Source organism: Aliiroseovarius sp. S253 (assembly GCF_049800855.1).
Classification (GTDB): domain Bacteria; phylum Pseudomonadota; class Alphaproteobacteria; order Rhodobacterales; family Rhodobacteraceae; genus Aliiroseovarius.
Genome location: NZ_JBNAFW010000001.1, coordinates 993,780 through 1,012,496, shown reverse-complemented (window position 1 = coordinate 1,012,496; position 18,717 = coordinate 993,780). Strand labels below are relative to the sequence as shown.

At 58.9% G+C, this 18,717-nt stretch carries 17 protein-coding genes and 1 tRNA gene; 8 read left to right on the top strand and 10 right to left on the bottom strand.

From position 1 onward, the window contains the following. Nucleotides 1-11: 11 nt before the first annotated feature. Together ACP15F_RS05030 and ACP15F_RS05025 are read right to left on the bottom strand one after the other, a co-directional pair. The gene (locus ACP15F_RS05030) at nt 12-905 is read right to left on the bottom strand and encodes a TIM barrel protein (RefSeq protein WP_424939732.1); all 894 of its coding nucleotides are present in this window, start codon (nt 903-905) and stop codon (nt 12-14) included. 19 nt (nt 906-924) lie between these two features. Beyond that, complete coding sequence (locus tag ACP15F_RS05025; protein WP_424939731.1) at nt 925-2,028, bottom strand: Gfo/Idh/MocA family protein; 1,104 nt, start codon at nt 2,026-2,028, stop codon at nt 925-927. A 122-nt stretch (nt 2,029-2,150) separates the two neighbouring features. On the opposite strand from ACP15F_RS05025, the gene iolD reads away from it, so the two are divergent. The 8 genes from iolD to ACP15F_RS04985 all read left to right on the top strand — a co-directional run bounded on the left by iolD (nt 2,151) and on the right by ACP15F_RS04985 (nt 9,368). Continuing rightward, a complete protein-coding gene (iolD, locus tag ACP15F_RS05020; RefSeq protein ID WP_424939730.1) occupies nt 2,151-4,019 on the top strand; it encodes a 3D-(3,5/4)-trihydroxycyclohexane-1,2-dione acylhydrolase (decyclizing) in 1,869 nt (622 codons plus the stop codon). Next, nucleotides 4,019-4,858 (top strand): phytanoyl-CoA dioxygenase family protein, encoded by an 840-nt coding sequence (locus ACP15F_RS05015; protein WP_424939729.1) that lies wholly within the window; start codon nt 4,019-4,021, stop codon nt 4,856-4,858. Before iolD ends, ACP15F_RS05015 begins: the two co-directional genes overlap by 1 nt. Continuing rightward, the gene (iolC, locus tag ACP15F_RS05010; protein ID WP_424939728.1) at nt 4,855-5,829 is read left to right on the top strand and encodes a 5-dehydro-2-deoxygluconokinase; all 975 of its coding nucleotides are present in this window, start codon (nt 4,855-4,857) and stop codon (nt 5,827-5,829) included. Before ACP15F_RS05015 ends, iolC begins: the two co-directional genes overlap by 4 nt. Before the next feature lie 12 nt (nt 5,830-5,841). After that, the gene (locus tag ACP15F_RS05005) at nt 5,842-6,699 is read left to right on the top strand and encodes a 5-deoxy-glucuronate isomerase (RefSeq protein WP_424939727.1); all 858 of its coding nucleotides are present in this window, start codon (nt 5,842-5,844) and stop codon (nt 6,697-6,699) included. Next, complete coding sequence (locus ACP15F_RS05000; protein ID WP_424939726.1) at nt 6,696-7,526, top strand: class II fructose-bisphosphate aldolase; 831 nt, start codon at nt 6,696-6,698, stop codon at nt 7,524-7,526. The genes ACP15F_RS05005 and ACP15F_RS05000 overlap by 4 nt, the downstream gene beginning before the upstream one ends. Nucleotide 7,527: 1 nt before the next feature. After that, entirely contained in the window at nt 7,528-8,517 is a 990-nt protein-coding gene (iolG, locus tag ACP15F_RS04995; protein ID WP_424939725.1) for an inositol 2-dehydrogenase, read from the top strand. Nucleotides 8,518-8,766: 249 nt separating this feature from the next. Beyond that, complete coding sequence (locus tag ACP15F_RS04990; protein ID WP_424939724.1) at nt 8,767-9,156, top strand: hypothetical protein; 390 nt, start codon at nt 8,767-8,769, stop codon at nt 9,154-9,156. Beyond that, nucleotides 9,153-9,368 carry a hypothetical protein gene (locus ACP15F_RS04985; RefSeq protein WP_424939723.1) on the top strand — a complete coding sequence of 72 codons (216 nt, stop codon included), beginning with the start codon at nt 9,153-9,155 and terminating at the stop codon, nt 9,366-9,368. Before ACP15F_RS04990 ends, ACP15F_RS04985 begins: the two co-directional genes overlap by 4 nt. A gap of 366 nt (nt 9,369-9,734) precedes the next feature. On the opposite strand, the gene ACP15F_RS04980 is transcribed toward ACP15F_RS04985, so the two are convergent. From ACP15F_RS04980 to ACP15F_RS04945, 8 genes are all read right to left on the bottom strand, one after another. Then, nucleotides 9,735-9,824: transfer RNA gene (locus tag ACP15F_RS04980), tRNA-Ser, on the bottom strand. A gap of 215 nt (nt 9,825-10,039) precedes the next feature. Continuing rightward, nucleotides 10,040-10,759 carry an alanyl-tRNA editing protein gene (locus ACP15F_RS04975; RefSeq protein WP_424939722.1) on the bottom strand — a complete coding sequence of 240 codons (720 nt, stop codon included), beginning with the start codon at nt 10,757-10,759 and terminating at the stop codon, nt 10,040-10,042. Then, nucleotides 10,752-13,238: a DUF3772 domain-containing protein gene (locus tag ACP15F_RS04970; RefSeq protein ID WP_424939721.1), complete on the bottom strand. Its 2,487-nt coding sequence runs from the start codon at nt 13,236-13,238 to the stop codon at nt 10,752-10,754. Before ACP15F_RS04970 ends, ACP15F_RS04975 begins: the two co-directional genes overlap by 8 nt. Next, nucleotides 13,238-14,272, bottom strand: coding sequence for a cysteine synthase A (locus tag ACP15F_RS04965; protein ID WP_424939720.1), 1,035 nt, complete (start codon nt 14,270-14,272; stop codon nt 13,238-13,240). Before ACP15F_RS04965 ends, ACP15F_RS04970 begins: the two co-directional genes overlap by 1 nt. Nucleotides 14,273-14,344: 72 nt before the next feature. After that, entirely contained in the window at nt 14,345-15,481 is a 1,137-nt protein-coding gene (locus ACP15F_RS04960) for a gamma-glutamylcyclotransferase (protein ID WP_424939719.1), read from the bottom strand. A 45-nt stretch (nt 15,482-15,526) separates the two neighbouring features. Further along, entirely contained in the window at nt 15,527-15,967 is a 441-nt protein-coding gene (locus tag ACP15F_RS04955; protein ID WP_424939718.1) for a TrgA family protein, read from the bottom strand. Nucleotides 15,968-16,063: 96 nt separating this feature from the next. Further along, entirely contained in the window at nt 16,064-17,272 is a 1,209-nt protein-coding gene (locus ACP15F_RS04950; protein WP_424939717.1) for a class I SAM-dependent methyltransferase, read from the bottom strand. A gap of 159 nt (nt 17,273-17,431) precedes the next feature. Beyond that, nucleotides 17,432-18,658: an aminotransferase class V-fold PLP-dependent enzyme gene (locus ACP15F_RS04945; RefSeq protein WP_424939716.1), complete on the bottom strand. Its 1,227-nt coding sequence runs from the start codon at nt 18,656-18,658 to the stop codon at nt 17,432-17,434. Nucleotides 18,659-18,717: the final 59 nt, after the last annotated feature.

Here is an 18,717-nt window from a genome sequence, read left to right as displayed (position 1 = left end):
TCGGGAACTCCTTACTTGAAGCCGATGGATTCTAGGTATTCACGGTTCTTGCGGGCATCCCCAACCGGATCTGGATCAAGTGTCGGATCACAGTCTTGCTCGACCGTGCACCAGCCCTCAAAACCTGCATCCAACAGGACCTGACGCACGGCAGGAAAATCCACGTCGCCCTCGCCAAGATTGCAGAAGATACCCTGCCCGCAGGCGTCATAGAAGCCGGTACGCTTCTCGATCACGTCGGCTTTCACCTTCGGGTCGATATCTTTGAAATGCATATAAGATATCCGATCAACATGGCGCTTCATGAACGCCACCGGGTCAAACCCAGCATAGGAATGATGACCGGTATCAAAGCAGATTTTCAGCAGATTTTCGTCGACCTCGTCCAGCAGACGTTCAAGCTCTGGCTCGAAATCCATGAAGCCGGCAGCGTGGGCGTGGATGCCTACAGTCAGGCCGTACTCCTCGGCACCAATCCGAGCGCTTTCGGCAATCCGGTCACGATAGGCAACCCACTCGGCCTTGTCCATTTGCTCGGCTTCAGCAGCCCGACCGGCGGTCGGCGCGCGGCGGGGCGAGATCGAGTCGATCAACACAAGATGCTGCGCGCCATGCGCCTTCAAGGCGCGTGCGGTGCGGTGCGTGGCGTCCAGAACATCGTCCCATGCATCGGGGTCGTGATACGCGCGAAACACAACGCCGCCGATCAGCTCCAGATCATGTTCGGCCAAAGCCTCGCCCAGCTCGGCCGGGTCTTCGGGCATGAACCCCACAGGGCCCAATTCGATGCCCTTATAGCCCGCCTCGGCACAGTCCGTCAGGACAGATCGCCACGTCGGGTTGCGCGGATCATCCGCAAACTCAACACCCCAGGAACAGGGTGCATTGCCAATTCTGATGCTCATCTTTTAGTGTCTCCGATGCTCAGAAGTTGTTGATATCTTTCCAGGATTGACTGTCGGACGAGGCAAGCCCCGCAGCAATCACCCGGTTCACCTCATGTCCGTCGCGGAAGGTGGGCCACACATCCGCGCCGGTTTCGATGGCACGCAGGAAATCACGTGCCTCGATAATGATCTGGTCCTGATACCCGGTGCCGTGCCCTGGCCCCTGACAGAAGGGCTCATAGTCGGGATGGGCGGGGCCGGTCAGGATCTTGCGAAAGCCGCGTTCGGCCTCGGGGTCATCCATGCGATACAGCCAAAGCGCATTCTGATCTTCCTGATCAAAGCGGATCGCGCCTTTGGTGCCCGTGATCTCGTAAGCATAGCCCATCTTGCGCCCGGTCGCGATGCGGCTGAAATACATCTGCCCCATCGTTCCGTTTTCAAAGCGGCACATCATCTGTGCGTGGTCGTCATTGGTGACGCGACCGCCCGGCCTGTCAGTGTGAACGGTTTCAACCTCGGCCATGACCTTGGAAATCGGACCAAGCAAAGCAAGCGCTGCATTCACCATATGCGGCGCAAGGTCCCCCATCGTGCCATTCGCCATCCCGCTGGTGCGCCAGCTGGCAGGAGTCTGCGGTTCCGCATAGAAATCTTCGGTGTGTTCTCCGCGAAACCAAGTGATGTCACCAATCTCTCCGGCCTCAATCAAAGCGCACGCATATTGACTGGCTGGTGTGCGGATGTAGTTGAAGCCAACCATGTTGGTCACGCCCGAGGCCTCGGCTGCAGCCACCATAGCCGCACTGTCATCCAGCGACGCCCCCAAGGGCTTTTCACAGAAGACGGGCTTACCCAAGGCAAAGGCGGCCTCGGCGATCTGCCGGTGGGTTTCTTGTGGAGTGGCGATGACAATCGCCTCGACCGCATCATCTTCAACCAAACTGCGCCAGTTGTTTGTCGCTCGCGCGAACCCATAGGCATGGCGATAGCGCTCGGCGCTTTCCGGGGACGAGGCGCAGACCATTTCCAGACGCGGGCGCAACGCCGTCCCGAAGACCGCGCCGACGGCGGACATAGCCACCGCATGGGCCTTGCCCATATAGCCGCCACCAAGAATGCCAATGCCGATCTGAGTCACGTGGATGCCCCTTTCGTTTGAAAACAATTTGCAACCGGTTGCAAAAACTGTATCCTGAGAATCGAAACCCCGCAAGCCGCATTCGGCACCGCACTGATTTTTCCCGTGGGAGACACGCTGACATGTCCGCGCAAGACGACACCATCCGCCTGACAACCGCTCAGGCGATCATTCGCTGGCTTTCCAACCAGTTCATCGAAATCGGCGGAGAGGAAATGCGCCTGTGTGGCGGCGGCTTCGGCATCTTCGGGCATGGCAATGTGACCTGTCTGGGCGAGGCCCTAAACACCGTGCGCGATGAGCTGCCCCTATATCGTGGGCAGAACGAACAAAGCATGGGATTCGCGGCCGCAGGCTATGCCAAGACATGGCTGCGCCGGCGGTTCATGTTCTGCACGGCAAGTGCAGGTCCGGGCACCGCGAACCTTCTTACGGCGGCAGGATTGGCCCACGCCAACCGTCTGCCCATGCTGCTTTTGTGTGGCGACACGTTCCTGACCCGCCTGCCCGACCCCGTGCTGCAGCAGATGGAAAACTTCTACGATCCGACATTCGGTGTGAACGACGCATTCAAACCCGTCAGCCGATATTGGGATCGTATCAACCATCCGGCGCAGGTGATCCAGTCCCTGCCCGCTGCAATTGCCACATTGCTGGATCCCGCCGACTGCGGTCCGGCTTTCCTTGGCCTTCCGCAGGATGTGCAGGGCTGGACCTATGACTATCCAATCAAGTTCTTTGACAAGAAAGTGCATCGCATTCGTCGCCAATCCCCGGATGAGGCCGAGATCGCCGATGCGGTCGCTGCCTTGGCCAGCGCAGAGCGCCCCATGATCATCGCAGGCGGCGGGGTGCAATATTCCCGCGCTGTAGAAGAGCTGACCAGCTTTGCCGAAACCCACCACATTCCAGTTGTCGAGACCATCGCCGGGCGCGCCAACATGCTGGCCGAGCATCCGCTGAACATCGGCCCGATCGGCGTCACCGGTTCGAACAGCGCCAACGCGATTGCCGCGAAGGCAGATGTCATCGTCGCCGTCGGCACCCGCCTGCAAGACTTCACCACCGGATCGTGGACCGCCTTTGACAAAGACGCGCAGTTCGTCTCGATCAATGCGGCCCGGCATGACGCGGGCAAGCACATGTCTCTGCCAGTCGTGGGGGACGCCAAACTAAGCCTTGCGGCGCTAGGTGCTGCAAGCGGTTACGAGGCCCCGGATGACTGGGTGGCCTTAGCTCAGGCCGAGCGGAAAATCTGGGACGACTACGTAGAAAAGAACGTGTCCCACGGCAACCGCCCGAATTCGTATGCACAGGCCATCGGCGTAGTGAACGCACTGTGTGACAAGCGCGACCGCGTTGTTGCCGCAGCTGGCGGCTTGCCCGCCGAGGTGACCGCCAATTGGCGAACATTGGACATCGGAACCGTCGATGTCGAGTTTGGCTTCTCCTGCATGGGCTACGAGATCGCCGGTGCGTGGGGCTCGCGCATCGCGCAGGCCCAGATGGAGCCAGATCAAGACGTGATCACTTTCTGTGGGGACGGATCCTACATGATGCTGAACTCGGACATCTATTCCAGCGTCCTGTCAGACAAAAAGATGATTGTCGTGGTGCTGGACAATGGTGGCTTCGCGGTCATCAACAAACTGCAGAACAACACTGGGAACGAAAGCTTCAACAACCTGCTCGAAGACTGCCCGACCATCCCGCAGCCTTTCGGCGTGGACTTTGTGGCGCACGCGACCAGCATGGGTGCGACGGCCGAAAAGGTCTCGAATCCCGCCGAGCTGGGCGAGGCGTTCAAACGCGCCAAGGCGTCCGACAAGACCTATGTGATCGTGATGGATGTGGATCCCTACGACGGCTGGACCACCGAGGGCCACGCCTGGTGGGAGGTCGGCACGCCGCACATCACAGAAGATGACAGCGTGCGCGCTGCACATATCGACTGGGAAGCCTCGCGCAGCAAGCAAAGGAAGGGTGTCTGATGAAACGCTTCACCGCTGAAACGGCCAATCCGGAAGACATCATCGAAGAGCTTCTGCATGGCGGAGGGGCTGTCGCCATCTCGGGCCTGTTCACGCCGGAAGAGATCGCCGAGGCGCGTGCAATCGTGATGCAGCATTCCGATCAAACCGCTGAGAAGGTTACGCATTTTCAAGGTGCTGCCGAGGAATCTGGGAAGCTGAACCTGCAACGCCGGGTTTGGAACCTCTTGGCCAAGGGCGAGGTCTTCTCACGCATGGCCGCCCATCCTAAGCTGATGGAAATTCTGCGCGCGTTTCTGGGTACAGAGTTCATCATGGGATCGATTGCAGCCAACCGCATTTTACCGGGTGGACCGGGACAGGAGCCCCATGTGGACTATCCATATTGGGATTTCCACAAGCCCGAAACGCATCCGATCGGTTTCAATGGGTCTTTCCCGATGAACGCCCAAGTCTCGGTCCTGCTGGACCCGTTCACGGTGGAAAGCGGTGCCACGGGCTATGTGCCCGGATCGCAAAAGGAGCTGCGCTATCCCGGCCCCGAAGACAAGTTCTTCGAACGCTGCAAACAGATGACCGGAGAACCGGGTGATGTGGCGCTATTTTACGGCGTGACATGGCACTGCGCGATGCCGAACAATGCGGATCACGACCGCAGCGCGGTCCTTGTCCAGTATTTGCCCAAGTGGGTTAAACCCATGGAAGACATGCCTGCGGCCCTTCCCAAGGAATTTCTGGACCAAGCCAGCCCGGACATGCGCCAGCTTCTGGGCCTGAATTACCCCTATCCCGAGGTATTGGATGCAGCGCGGGCAGGTAACACAGAGGGTCGCAAGTGACACTGATTGACGGCATCAAAGGCAATCGTTTTGCAGTCTTTGGACGCGCGGGCATGGACATGTTCGCCGACCCGATTGGTGCCAAAAGCGAAGATGCGACCACATTCCGCGCTGATCTGGGCGGCTCGTCGGCCAATATCTGCGCGGGGCTGGTAAAGCTTGGGGCGGAAGCGGCCTTGGTGACGTCCGTTTCGGATGACGCGGTGGGGCGGTTCTGCCTGAACCGCTTGAAAGACTATGGCGTCGAGACACGCTATGTCCGGTCGGTCGGCGGCGAGGCCCGGACATCTCTGGCGGTTTATGAAAGCTGTACCGAAGATTTCCAAAACGTCATTTATCGCAATGGGGCCGCCGATTTTCAGGTCACCGAAGCGGATATGGATGCGGTCGACTATTCGGCCTTCACAGCGCTGATCACCGCGGGCACCGTCTTCGCCGCCGAACCCTCACGCTCTGCCACCTTCCGGGCGTTTGACAATGCCCGCAAAGCTGGGATGCCTGTGATCTTCGACATCGATTATCGCCCCTACAGTTGGTCCTCCCCCGAGGTCGCAGCAGACGTCCTGTCCCGCGCGGGCGAGGCAAGTGACCTGATCGTCGGTAATGACGAAGAATTCGGGTTCATGGCGGGCGGCATCGACAAAGGGCTAGATAAGGCGCGCGCGCTCGCCGCTGAGGGACGCATGGTGGTCTACAAGATGGGCCACGAAGGCGCCATTACCTTGGTTAACGGCAAAGAAATCCGCACAGGCATATATCCGGTCGCCGCCATCAAGCCCAATGGTGCAGGCGACAGCTTCATGGCTGGCCTGCTGGCCTCGATCGCTACGGGCCACGCCCTGCGCGATGCCGTTCTACGCGGTTCGGCTTGCGCCTCAATCGTCGTATCAAAACCCGGCTGCGCCAATGCCATGCCTACAACCGCCGAGCTTGAGGCCTTTCTGGCCTCGCATTCCGGCCCAACCGAATGAAAGGAGAGCCCAATGCATATTGCGCCTCATGACAATCAGAACAAACCCATCGTGGATGCGGGTAACACACTGGTGCCGCTGAATTATTTCAACATCGTCAAGCTGAAGAAGGGCGAGGTGTTCGAATACGCCGTTCCCGGTTACGAGACCTGCGTAGTTCCCGCGACCGGTACGGTCGATGTGGATGTCGACGGGGCCATTTATCCGGACCTTGGCAACCGTACTGAAGACGTGTGGGACGGAGAGCCCGAGGGCGTCTATGTTCCGGTCGGCGCCAAAGTGCGTATCACCTGCAAAACCGATGCGACCGAAACCTTCATCGCCGGTGCGAAATACGACAAGGTGCTGGAGCCGTTCGACGTGCGCGAGGCCGAGTTGGACGTGGTGCAGTATGGATCGGACGACACCAAGACCCACCGCAAAATCAAGCATATCCTTGGCGCGAACCACCATGACCGCGTGGGCCGTCTGCTGGTCAGCGAGCTTTACACCGTCGGCGAAGGCGGCTGGTCCGGCTTCCCATCGCACAAGCACGACACCGACCGCCCTGACCCCAATGGTGGTATGATCGAAACCCGCCACGACGAAACCTACAACTTCCGCTTTAAGCCGAACTACGGCTCGGGCGTGCAGATGCTGCAGCGTGAGGACAACAAGCCGGGTGACGCCTATCACATCATGGATGGCTCCACGATCATGTTGGACAAGGGCTATCACCCCTGCGCGGTTCTACCCGGTTACCAGATGTACTACTTCACCATTCTGGGTGGCCTCAGCCAGAGGTCGCTGAAACAGTATTTCCAGCCAACGCATGAAGCACAGCTTCACACCATTCCCGGCATTATGGATATGGTGGCGAAGTTCAAATGAGCCTTGTGACGTTGAAAGATGTCCTTCAGCCTGCACTGAAGGAAGGCTACGCCGTGGCCGGTCTGGTCACGCTGGGCTGGGAAGAGATGCGCGCCTATGTCGCCGCGGCCGAAGCCGAAGGCGTTTCGGTCATCCTGCAGGCGGGCCCGTCCTGCCGTGAACACACTCCCCTGCCCGTGCTCGGCAAGATGTTTCGTCACTTGGCAGAGGCCGCGTCCGTCCCGGTCGTCGCGCATCTTGACCATGGCTATACGTTCGATGAATGCCGCGAAGCGATCGACAGCGGGTTTACCTCGGTGATGTTCGACGGATCGCGCAAACCGCTTCAGCAGAACATCGCCGAAACCGCTGCGATTGCCGAGATGGCGCATAAAGCGGGTGTATCCTGCGAAGGCGAGATCGGCTTTGTCGGCTATTCCGGTGGCGAAGGGTCCGCAGGCACAGACCCAGAGGAAGCAGCAGCCTTTGCCCGCGACAGCGGTGTGGATGCGATGGCGATCTCGGTTGGGAATGTACATTTGCAGCAGGACAAGGAAGGCGGTCTGGATATTGACCGCATTCGCGCGATTGAGGCCCTGACCGACGTGCCGCTGGTGATTCATGGTGGGTCCGGTGTGCCCGTCGTCCAGCGCACCGCCCTCGCCCGCGGGTCAAAGATCTGCAAGTTTAACATCGGGACCGAGCTGCGCATGGCCTTCGGACACGCCCTGCGCGACGCCGTCAATGCCGACCCGGCGCGCTTCGACCGTGTGCAAATTCTGAAAGAAACCCACGACCCGGTGATGGCCGCAACCCGCCAGGTCCTGCAAGCGTTCAAAGGAGCGTAACATGACACGGATCGGACTTCTGGGATGTGGCCGTATTGGTCAAGTCCATGCCCGCTCGGTCAACCAGATCGAAGATACCACTGTGACCGCCGTCGCGGATGCTTTCGCCGAACCGGCGCAAGCTTTGGCAGACCGCACCGGGGCCAAAGTGTTGGAGCCCCTGGCGTTGATCGAAAGCGCTGACGTGGACGCTGTTGTGATCGGCACCCCGACGGACACGCATTACGACCTGATCCATGCCGCCGCCCGCGCGGGTAAGGCCATCTTCTGTGAAAAGCCGGTGGACCTGTCGTCAGATCGCATCCGCGACTGCATCAAGGTCGTGGAAAGCGCTGGCGTGCCCTTCCTGACCGCCTTCAACCGGCGCTTCGACCCGAATTTCGCGGATCTGCAAAGCCGTTTGCGCCAAGGGCAGATTGGCGAGGTCGAGATCGTGACCATCCAGTCACGCGACCCTTCACCACCCCCCGTCAGCTATATCGAAAGCTCTGGCGGGCTGTTTCGGGATATGATGATCCACGATCTAGACATGGCACGATTTTTGCTGGGCGAGGAACTGATCCGCGTCTATGCCGTCGGTTCATCGCTTGTGGATCCCGAGATTGGCAAGGCTGGCGACGTTGACACCGCCGCAGTCACACTGTCGACCGCCAGCGGTAAGATCTGCCAGATCACCAATTCGCGCCGCGCGAGTTATGGCTATGATCAACGGATCGAAGTGCACGGATCAGGTGGCATGCTGCGCGCGGACAACGTGCACGAGACCACTGTGGAAATGGCAACCGCATCCGGCTTCACACGCGCCCCTGCACAGCATTTCTTCTTGGAACGCTATGAAGCGGCCTATCAGGCCGAGATGCGTCATTTCATCGATGCGATCGCGACGGGAAATACGCCGTCTCCGAACCTGTTTGACGGCCTGCAGGCGCAGCTTTTGGCTGACGCTGCAGCGCAATCGCTTGCTGTAGGCGGTCCGGTTGATCTGACCTGACCACTGAAGGCTGAAGGCAGCACGCTTCCCTTCAGCCGGTCAGCCCCGGGATATTGTGTGGCGTGATGATCTGCACATAGCTCAGCAGAGACCCCTGGGAAGCTGCGAGACGAGACAGGTGATCTGCTGACGCCCGCCCACACCCAGAAGAGCAGCACGCGTCATCGCTACTATGTCTCCAATCGATTGGTCGCTGGAAAACCGGAACCATCCGGCTGGCGCCTGCCTGCGAAAGCGCTGGAGCAGGCAGTGGCGACAGCAGTCACTGCTCGCCTGAGGACGGCTGCGAAACGGCATGAGGTTTTAGCTGCGACAGATGCAGCTGGATCACTTGCTGCAGCGGATACCGTCAAAGAGTTGATCACGCATTTGGATGCCGAAGGGATCAAGTATATCGCCCCGCTCATCAAGTCCGGCACAATTGGAAACAACCTTTTGCGCATCAAATTGTCTGCAGTTCAGCTTTCCGAAGCATTGGTACGTAAACCAGAAGAACTATACGCAAAGATTCTCGACATCTCCGCTCCTTTCACCATCCGGCGACGTGGCGCCGAGATTAAGATCATCGCCGGTGACCTGCACCTGACAAGATCCTCCTCCAGGCGCTACGCAATGCCCACGCTTGGGTTGGCGAGATGAAGGCCGGCACGTCCATCCGCGCGGTTGCCACAAAGGCCTCCATGTCCGAAAGCTATGTCGCCCGGATCCTGCCTTTGGCCTTCCTGTCCCCCAATCTCCAGCACGCCATTCTGAGCGGAGACCAACCGATCGAACTGACCCTCGAAACACTCGTGCGCACCACGCTTCCCTTGGACTGGCCCGCCCAGGAACGCTCGCTCGGATTCACCTGAAGCCCCGCTCCCTGAAACCGCGCCTGAATTCCCTGCTCCTCGCCTGCATATTCCCTGTTACTGAATTCTAATTCCCTGTTCCGGCGTTTAGGAAACTTGGTGCGTAACCCAATGCGATCACTGCAGTTGAATTGCCTTCATCAGCGCCAAATCACCGATTAGTGACAAAATTCCCTGTAAATCACCCTTATCAGGGAAACCGCCTTCCAAACCCCACCGCCGCAGATGGGGCTCTGAGACTTCAAAGAATGAACAGGGGAATTCCGACTGACGGTGAGTCCCAGTGGAAAACACAAGCCCACACCCACCTGAATTGACGGCAGTAATCAAAACCAATTCCGCAGGAAAACCTGAGACAGGGGTGGGTGGCGGAGCGGAAGGGATTCGAACCCTCGAGACGGTTTCCCGCCTACACACTTTCCAGGCGTGCGCCTTCGACCACTCGGCCACCGCTCCGCCGACGTTGTTATTCGGAAGTGCTGAAGGGTTCAAGCGGTCATTATCACTTTTCAGAGCAAGTGCCGCGATTATGTGCGCACGGCCAGACGCTAATCCGATCCACACATTTTCTTACCAAAAATATCCCCGCCGGAGGCCTGAAATCTGCCGCAGCTTGCTGCGGCCACCGCCAAGTGAGGCTGGCCCATCAGGGCCTGCCTTGCGCGGCAGAACTAGGCTTTGAGATGCAAGGCGACGCGGCGGTTCATGCGCCCCTTCTTCTCCACTTTACCCAGCCGCACGCGGCCGATTTCGGCTGTGCGCGACACATGCGTGCCGCCACAGGGTTGTAGATCCACTTGCTCGCCTTCGGTCCCGATACGCACCAGCCGCACCTGCCCTGCCCCTTTCGGAGGCTGCACCGACATGGTTTTGACCAAACCGGGATTGGCCTCTAGCTCGGCATCGGAAATCCAGCGCGTTGTCACTTCAAGATCACGTGCGATCAGGTCGTTCAGCGCGTCCTCAACTGCCTGCTTGTCCTCCAAAGGGTGTTCCATGGCGAAATCCAACCGAGACTTCTCGGCCCCGATCTGCCCGCCTGTGACAGGCAGTGGGATCACGACCGACAAAAGGTGAAGCGCCGTGTGCATCCGCATGTGAAGCATACGCAGGTCCCAATCCAACGTCTGAACGACCTCTGCTTCAACTGGCGGCAAACCCTGCCCTTCAGCTGGCACAAGAACGATCGCTCCGTCCTCGCCTTTCACGGTGGTTGCAATAGCCATCTGGCCACCATCCCATGTCAGATGCCCCCGGTCCCCCGGCTGGCCCCCGCCGGTCGGATAGAACAAGCTTTGGTCAAGCACCACACCGCCCTGATCCGTGTGGGATACAACGCGGCCAGTGACCTTGCTCAGATAGGCATCATCCTGATACAGCGGCTCACTCATCACCCTCTCCTTCACCGGTCACGTCTTCAGCCGTCATGGCGTCTCGGCTCAAATTCTGTGTCTGTCCAACAGATGCCACTGCATGGGGCGCCGTTGCTGCCCCGGTCAGTGCCTCGGGATTGCGCAGCCAGATGTCGCGCTGCGCGAACGGGATCTCGATCCCTTCCTCAACGAAGCGGCGGGCGATCTCGTGGTTGATCTCGCTTTTGACCGAGAGCATGAAATTTACGTCAGACAGAATGGCACGGATCTCGAAATCAAGGCTGTCTGCGCCGAAGCCCTGAAATACAATAGACGGGGCTGGATTGACGGTGACCATCGGATGCGCCTCGGCGATCTCGCGCAGAATGGCCTCGACCCGCAGCGTATCTGTGCCATAGGCCACGCCCACGGGAATAATCACCCGCCCAATCGAATTGCCGCGCGTATAGTTTGTGACCACGCCCGATACCAGATCACTGTTGGGAAGGATCACATCTGAACGATCAAAGGTCTCGATCCGCGTAGCGCGCACCGAGATATCGCGCACATAGCCCATCTGACCGTTCACCTCGATCCAGTCCCCTTCCGAGATGGGGCGCTCGATCAAGAGGATGATTCCCGACACGAAGTTCGACACGATGGTTTGCAGGCCAAAGCCAATCCCGACGGATAGGGCACCCGCAATGATCGCGATCGAACTCAGGTCAATCCCGGCCCCGGTAATTGCGATGACGGCAGCCAGGAAGATCCCTACATAGCCGGTGCCAACCGCGATCGCGTTCTGCCCGCCTTTGTCCATCTTGGTCTTGGGCAGGATGGTGCTGCGTAGCGCTGATTGAAGCGCGCGTGTGGCACCGTACCCCACGACAAAGATGGCTGCGAAGACTAGAAACGCCCGAGGCGTAATCCGTGCGTCACCCATCTGGAAGCCATTCAGGAATTGCCCCCAAAGCTCGATCAGATCGGTCGAGCGCGCGCCCCAAATCAGCGCCAGCAAGGGCACTGCAGCAAGCACCAGACAGAAGCTGATGATCACCGGCAACAGCGCCTGATCTGTCGTCTCGTTATCGGCGCGTAGAACCGTGGCATAGACGGCCTTTACGACGGCATTCAAAATCTCGAGAACCGCAAGAACAGCCAGCGTCATAATGGTCGGAACCAGCAGGGACTCCGCCAAAGTCGTATAGCCAACTGCTGCGGCAACGGGCGCGGCGAAACCGACAAATTCGCAGACACGACCAACGACCGAGATGGTTCTGGTTCGAAGCGCGCTTTGGCTGCCCGAGGCCTGCGTCCCAAGATGGCGGCGCAGCAAGCGCCCCAACCGCACCAGCAAGATGCCAGCACCAACCAGTACAGGAAAAGCCAGAACTGCGTTGGTCCCGATCGAATAACTCTCGGCAGCCCCCATATCGCGCAGGACGGTCAGCATCCCGACCATCAGGCCCAGAAGCGTAACATTGATCCGCGCCTCGGCTCGTAACGCCGGGGTCGGCAGGTAAAGCGAGGCATGTGAGGACTCCGCCCCGAAGATGCGCGTACCGATCCAAAGTGCCACGAAGAATTGCAGACCCGCCGAAGGCAAGGCATCCGCGATCACCTGCCCGCGCAACCCAAGGACACCCGCAAGGTTCAACGCGATCAAAAACGCAAACAGCCCGAACATAGGCGCAATCACCTGCCCCAGCGAAATGACAAAACCGACCACTCCGCGCGAAGGACCCTTACGTATCTGGCGCAGGCGCCCCCCTAAGCGGATCAACCAGCTACGCGAGCGGGTCAGCAACACCAGCCCGATGGCCAGCAGGATCAGCGTCAACGGCAGGTCAGCCTGCAAATCGCGCCTTTGAGCTTCGCTGCCCCAAGCATTGCGCATTTCGGCAAGCGCCGTGGAGAAGGTTTGCTTCAGCGACGCCAGCGCCGACGGCCAAATCGCAGGGTTAAGAGGCGTAGGACCGAGCTCTAACAGTTGATCGGTTTGGCGCGAACGCAACACGCTGTCGATCTCTTTAATCAGGAAATCAGCGCGCGCGAAGGCCTCTTCAGCCTCTTTGACGGGCGCCTGAGCCTTGTTCAGCTCTTCAGTCAGCTCTTTGCGGCGCTGTGTCAGCACAGCCAATTCGCTTCCAGGATCTTCTGGTTCGGGCCCCAGTGTTGCCAACTGCGTCTTCAGCGTGTCGATGCGGATCGAGTTCTCGTCCTGCGCGGTCTTGAACAGCCCGCGCCATTGGTCAATTTCACTGCGCAGCTCGCTGAGCGCCTGATCAGAAGCGCGCCCGATTTCGAGCACACGTTCACCGCGTTCAGCAACGCGCGACCACGCCAAATAGTCCGGCGTGCCAGTATCGGTCAGAACATAACTGGGCGCATCCTCGGTAACGTCTGCCTCTTGTGCGCTGACCGCGGCAGGTAACAGCAACAGCGCAGCGCACATCCACACCCGCAGAAGCCAAAGGAAGCGGGCAAATTGCGACGAGCAGCGCAGATCAGAGGTCATCAGATATCCTCGAATACCTCGGGCATGAAGGCAGGTTCACGATCCAGCCATGCGGGGATCGGAAGGCCTTTCTCGCGCAAGAAGTCCGGGTTGAACAGTTTCGACTGATAGCGCGTTCCATAGTCGCACAGGACCGTCACGATCGTATGTCCCGGGCCCATCTCGCGGGCCATACGCATGGCACCTGCCACGTTGATCCCAGATGACCCACCAAGGCAAAGCCCTTCGTCTTGCAGCAAGTCATAGATCACCGGCAGTGCTTCGTCATCGGGGATCTGGAACCGCATGTCGGGCGTGAACCCTTCAAGGTTCGCTGTAATCCGCCCCTGCCCGATCCCTTCGGTGATCGAGCCACCTTCGGCCGCAGCGGTGCCAGTTTCATAAAGCGAAAACAGTCCTGATCCCATCGGATCGCTCAACGCGACTTTGACGCCTTTGGGCTGAAGCGCCATTCCAACGCCTGCCAGCGTTCCGCCCGACCCAACGGCACAGGTGAAGCCGTCTACCTTGCCATCAGTCTGCGCCCAGATCTCGGGTCCGGTGCCTTCGATATGCGCCTGACGGTTCGCTACGTTGTCAAACTGGTTGGCCCAGATCGCGCCCGCCGGTTCACTTTCATTCAGCTTTTCCGCCAAACGGCGCGAATAATGCACATAGTTGTTGGGGTTCTTGTAGGGAACCGCAGGTACCTGAACCAATTCGGCCCCAGCCAAGCGGATCATGTCCTTCTTTTCTTCGGACTGGGTTTCCGGGATCACGATCACCGTTTTGAAACCCATCGACGCGCCAACCAGCGCAAGCCCGATCCCGGTGTTGCCCGCAGTGCCTTCGACAATGGTTCCGCCCGGTTTCAGCGCGCCACGGGCGACCGCATCACGGATGATGAACAGCGCAGCGCGGTCCTTTACGGACTGGCCCGGGTTCATGAATTCGGCTTTACCCAAAATTTCACAGCCCGTTGCTTCGGACGCTGCATTCAACCGGATCAGGGGCGTGTTGCCCACGGTTGCTTCGAGATCGCGTTTGATGTCCATTTTTCAGCCCCTTATCGCGCGTCGTTTCTACCATCTGTAGGACCAGTCTATAGGCGGTTCAAGAGCCGAGCATCACGAATGCGTGCGCAAGTCCTGCCGATTGGCCGCCAGCCAGAAGGCCGCAAGGATCAAGGGGCCGCAATTTGCCTCGCCAGAGGTGATGAGTTCCATGAGGCGGTCAAAGGGAATGACGTGGCTGCGGATATCCTCGGCCTCGCTTTCGACACCGCCAATACCGCCTGCGTCATCGGGAAGATCACACAGGGCAATGAAGGGGTAGAAAAACTCGGTGCTGGCGCCGGGGCTGGGGTAATGCGGAGTCAATGGGATCAGGCGGTCAAGCTCAAGACGTGCTTCCTCCATCGCTTCGCGTCGCGCGCTATCCTCGGGCGTCTCGCCCCCGTCGATACGACCCGCGATGGGCTCAAGCAACCACGGGCGCACATCGCCACGGATCTGCGGCCCCATGCGGAATTGTTCAATCACCAGCACATGATCGCGCACCGGGTCATAGGGCAGCACAATCACCGCATCCCCCCCTACAAACGCAGCGCGGTCGACCACTTCGCTCATCTCGCCCGAGTATTTGCGGAAAGACAGCACCTGTTCTTCCATGGTGAAGTGATTAGCATAGGGGCGACCCCGGCTTTGAACCGAGACGTCCTGTGTGCCATAGCTGGCGCGCAAGGTCGTTGGGGCTGGATCCGTCCGCGCGCGCACGCGGCTGGCAGCGCGCGTTCGGATCATGGGAAACCGTCTTGCGATTTCGTCCGGCGTGACCAGCCCATACCCCTCCATGACCTCTTTGGCTGCTTCGACGGTCATAGGACCGAACCGTGCTTCCCAGTCGCTTAGATTCCAGATTTCTCCGGGCGTCCACAGACCGGGCGCGGGAAAATATACCTGAGTTTGGATCGACGTGCCGTCGGGCTCCGTCTGGACGGTGACATCCCTTAGCGCATAGTCAAATCCACCCTCGTAGAAATCCAGCCGCGTCACATCCTCGTCTGAAAGATCTTGCACCAACAGACCGCTCAGCGGGGCTGATGTGTCACTTGAGGAAATCATCGGAAATGGCTGATTTTGCACCCAATATGCAATATGCCCTGTGAGGTGCGCAGGACTGATCCGGCTGGTACTTTGCCCCCCTAGAACCAAATCCAGAAGAGGGCGATGGCACAATGTGCCGTAAAAGAACAACGAGGTCACAGGATCCCTTTCACGTCTGCATGTGGTGCGTCACATAAAGACGCACTATCCCCATTTACGGGCAGCATAAAAGGCACAAGTTGACGCAACGAAGGCTCCAAGAATTGCGGTGGCCGTAATCTCGGCGGTGGTAAACTCCATCACCATTTCAAACCCGATGACGAAAATGTCCTGCAACGCCTCAATCGGTCCATCATACCGCTTGCGCAGCGAGTTGCTGATCATCTCGGAAAAGGAAAAGGTGAATAGCGTGACAAAAACCTGCACGAACAACGTCGTGCCGGCATTGGCCCCGATTGTTCCAAGCCCCTTATCCGCGCGCGGCCCCAGATAGAACCACCCGACAATCAGTCCCGCTGCGGCACATGTCGGCGACAGATAGGACAGGTCCTGACCTTCGGGGAACAAAGGTTTCGCCATTTCAGCACACATCCAACCGATCGCAGCCAAGATGATCGCAGAAATGAGTTTTGCGGCTGTTGGCATAAGCTCTGAGCCCTTTTCGTCGGTGGTTACGGTTACCCAATCGTTAAGATCGCCTTGTGGCCATTTTATGGCGTAAAGCACGGGCTTTGCACAGGATTATCCTGATCGTCGCGCCACCGTCAACTGAACGACATCACAGCTTCCAGAATGAAATGCCGCAGCGCAAGACGTCAGATAGAAGTTCCACATCCGCCGAAACCTGTCGTCAAATCCCATGGTCGAAATCTTTCCCCAACTCTCATTGAAGCGATCAAACCACCTGCGCAACGTGACGGAATAGCTTTCGCCAAAGGCGATCTGGTTCTGTGTGTCCAAGCCCGCCCGCGTCACCTCGTCCTGAAGCACGGTTTTTGATGGGAGCATGCCGCCTGGAAAAATGTACTTCTGTATGAAGTCCACGCCCTTGCGATACGCCGCAAACCGGCATTCGGCGATGGTGATGATCTGCAATGTCGCCTTCGCGCCGGGCTTCAGGCATGCTTTCACAGTGCCGAAATAGACCGGCCAATACTTCTCACCCACGGCTTCGAACATTTCGATCGAGGCGATGCCGTCGTACTGGCCGGTTTCATCGCGGTAATCCTGCAACTTGATGTCGACCAAATCGTCAAGCCCGGCGCGACGCAGCCTCTCCACAGCGAAATCATGCTGTTCCTGGCTGATGGTCAGGCCCGTCACGCGGATTCCCTTGCGCGCGGCGTGCTCGGCAAAGCCGCCCCATCCGCAGCCGATTTCAAGTACGTGATCCCCCGGTCCGACGCCCATTTCGTCAATCATCGAGGCATACTTCGCTTCTTGAGCCCGCTCCAGACTTTCCTGTCCAGTGCGAAATAGCGCCGAGGAATAGGTCATCGTGTCATCCAGCCATGCCCGATAGAAATCGTTGCCCAGATCATAATGGGCCGAGATGTTTTTCTTTGCCTGTTTCTTGGTATTGGCCCGCATCACATGACGCAGACGTTCATAGGCGCGCAGAAAAATCTGGCCGGGAAACCCGTCATAGACCATTTCATTGTCATCCTGCACCAGATCCAGAAAGGATTGCAGATCGGGGGTCGACCATCCGCCTTCGATATAGGCATCACAGAAACCCAGATCTCCTTCGCGGATCAGGCGTGCGAAAACATCCGGGTCGTGGACGTGAAGCGCTGCCACATAGCCGGGCTTCGCACCTTCTGCCCGAAACCGACGTCCATCTGGCATCACAAAGTCCAGCCGCCCTTTGTTCATGCGTTTGGCGATCGCAAATACTTGCGCGAAGTACCGCGGCAGATCGCTTTGGTTTTCAGTGTCTGTCAGGATCATATCTCACCCCAGAACCATAGAAATATCTGGTAAAAGGCTATGTCGCGCATGGGTGAGCTGGCAAGGTAGCTGCTGTGCAGCTGCGGAAAACGGCTTTGCAAACGCAGTATTCCGGCGTGGCGCCCCGGCCGATGGCGACCGGGGAAGTCCGTTAATGTATCATAGCACCTGATCCAGAGCGTCGATCAGTTTCGTGACTTCTTCCGCGGTCGTATAGTGGGTGAAGCTGACACGCAAAACGCCATGCGCGGGGTCTATCCCCTGCGCCTGAAGTGCGCGCACGGCATAGAAGTCGCCTCCTCCTGCCATGATCCCTTTCGGGGCCAGCGCGGTTGCCAGATCCTCACCCGGTTTGGCCGAAACCAGTGACACGGTCGGTGCCCGGTTGGCTGCCACTGACGGCCCCAGCAAACGGACCGAGTTCTTGGCCGTGGCGTAATCTAAAAGCGGTTGCAGCAGCTTCACCTCGTGATCGCGCATCAGGGTGTGGGCCGCAGCCGCCAAGTCCACAGGATCACCACTTGCACCATGATGCGTGGCCAGGGCTTCCATATAGTCCGCCATCCCGGCTGAGGCCGCCACCTGCGCGTGGTCCGGGCCTGCAGGGGTGAAGCGTTTGTACAGACTGTCCGCGTTGAAATAATGCGCCTGATTGGGCAGTGCCTCGCCCAGCGCGCGGCGGATCACCATGATGCCCTGATGTGGGCCATAGGTTTTATAGGCCGAGAACAGATAGATATCCGCGCCCAGATCATCCACGTTCACAAAACCATGCGGCGCATAGCTGACACCATCCACACAGCTATAGGCACCTGCCGCGCGGGCCTTGGCGCAGATGGCTTTCACGTCATTGATCTCGCCCACAACGTTCGAGCAATGCGGGAAGCAGACCAGCTTTACCTTTCCGTCGCCCAGCAAGTCGTCAAGCGCGGCCGGTTCCAGATGGCCGGCATCCGGGTCGATCTGCCATTCGCGGACCTCAAACCCTTCATCCGCCAGACGCCGCCACGGACCGGTATTCGCCTCGTGATCCTGATTGGTGACCACAATCGCGTCGCCCGGCGCAAGGTACTGCCGAAACGCTTGTGCCAGAACATAGGTGTTTTGCGTGGTCGAGGGGCCAAAGCTCAGCTCATCCGTCTCAACCCCCAGCATGGCCGCCAGACGCGCGCGCGCCTCGTCCATCTCCTCCCCTGCCAATCGGGATGCCTCGTAGGGTGCGTAGGGCTGAACCTTACGCTGCGTGTAATAGCGCGTCAGGCGATCAATCACCGGCTTGCAAGTATAAGACCCACCCGCATTTTCGAAGAACGCTTGCCCCTGTAAAGTCGGTTCAGAGAAAGCGGGAAATTGCGCACGCACCCAGTTGATGTCCAGCTCGGCCATTGTCGGCTCCTTCAGTCATGTTTGGGGGGTGCCCGTCAGATCAGAGCCACCCCGGATCC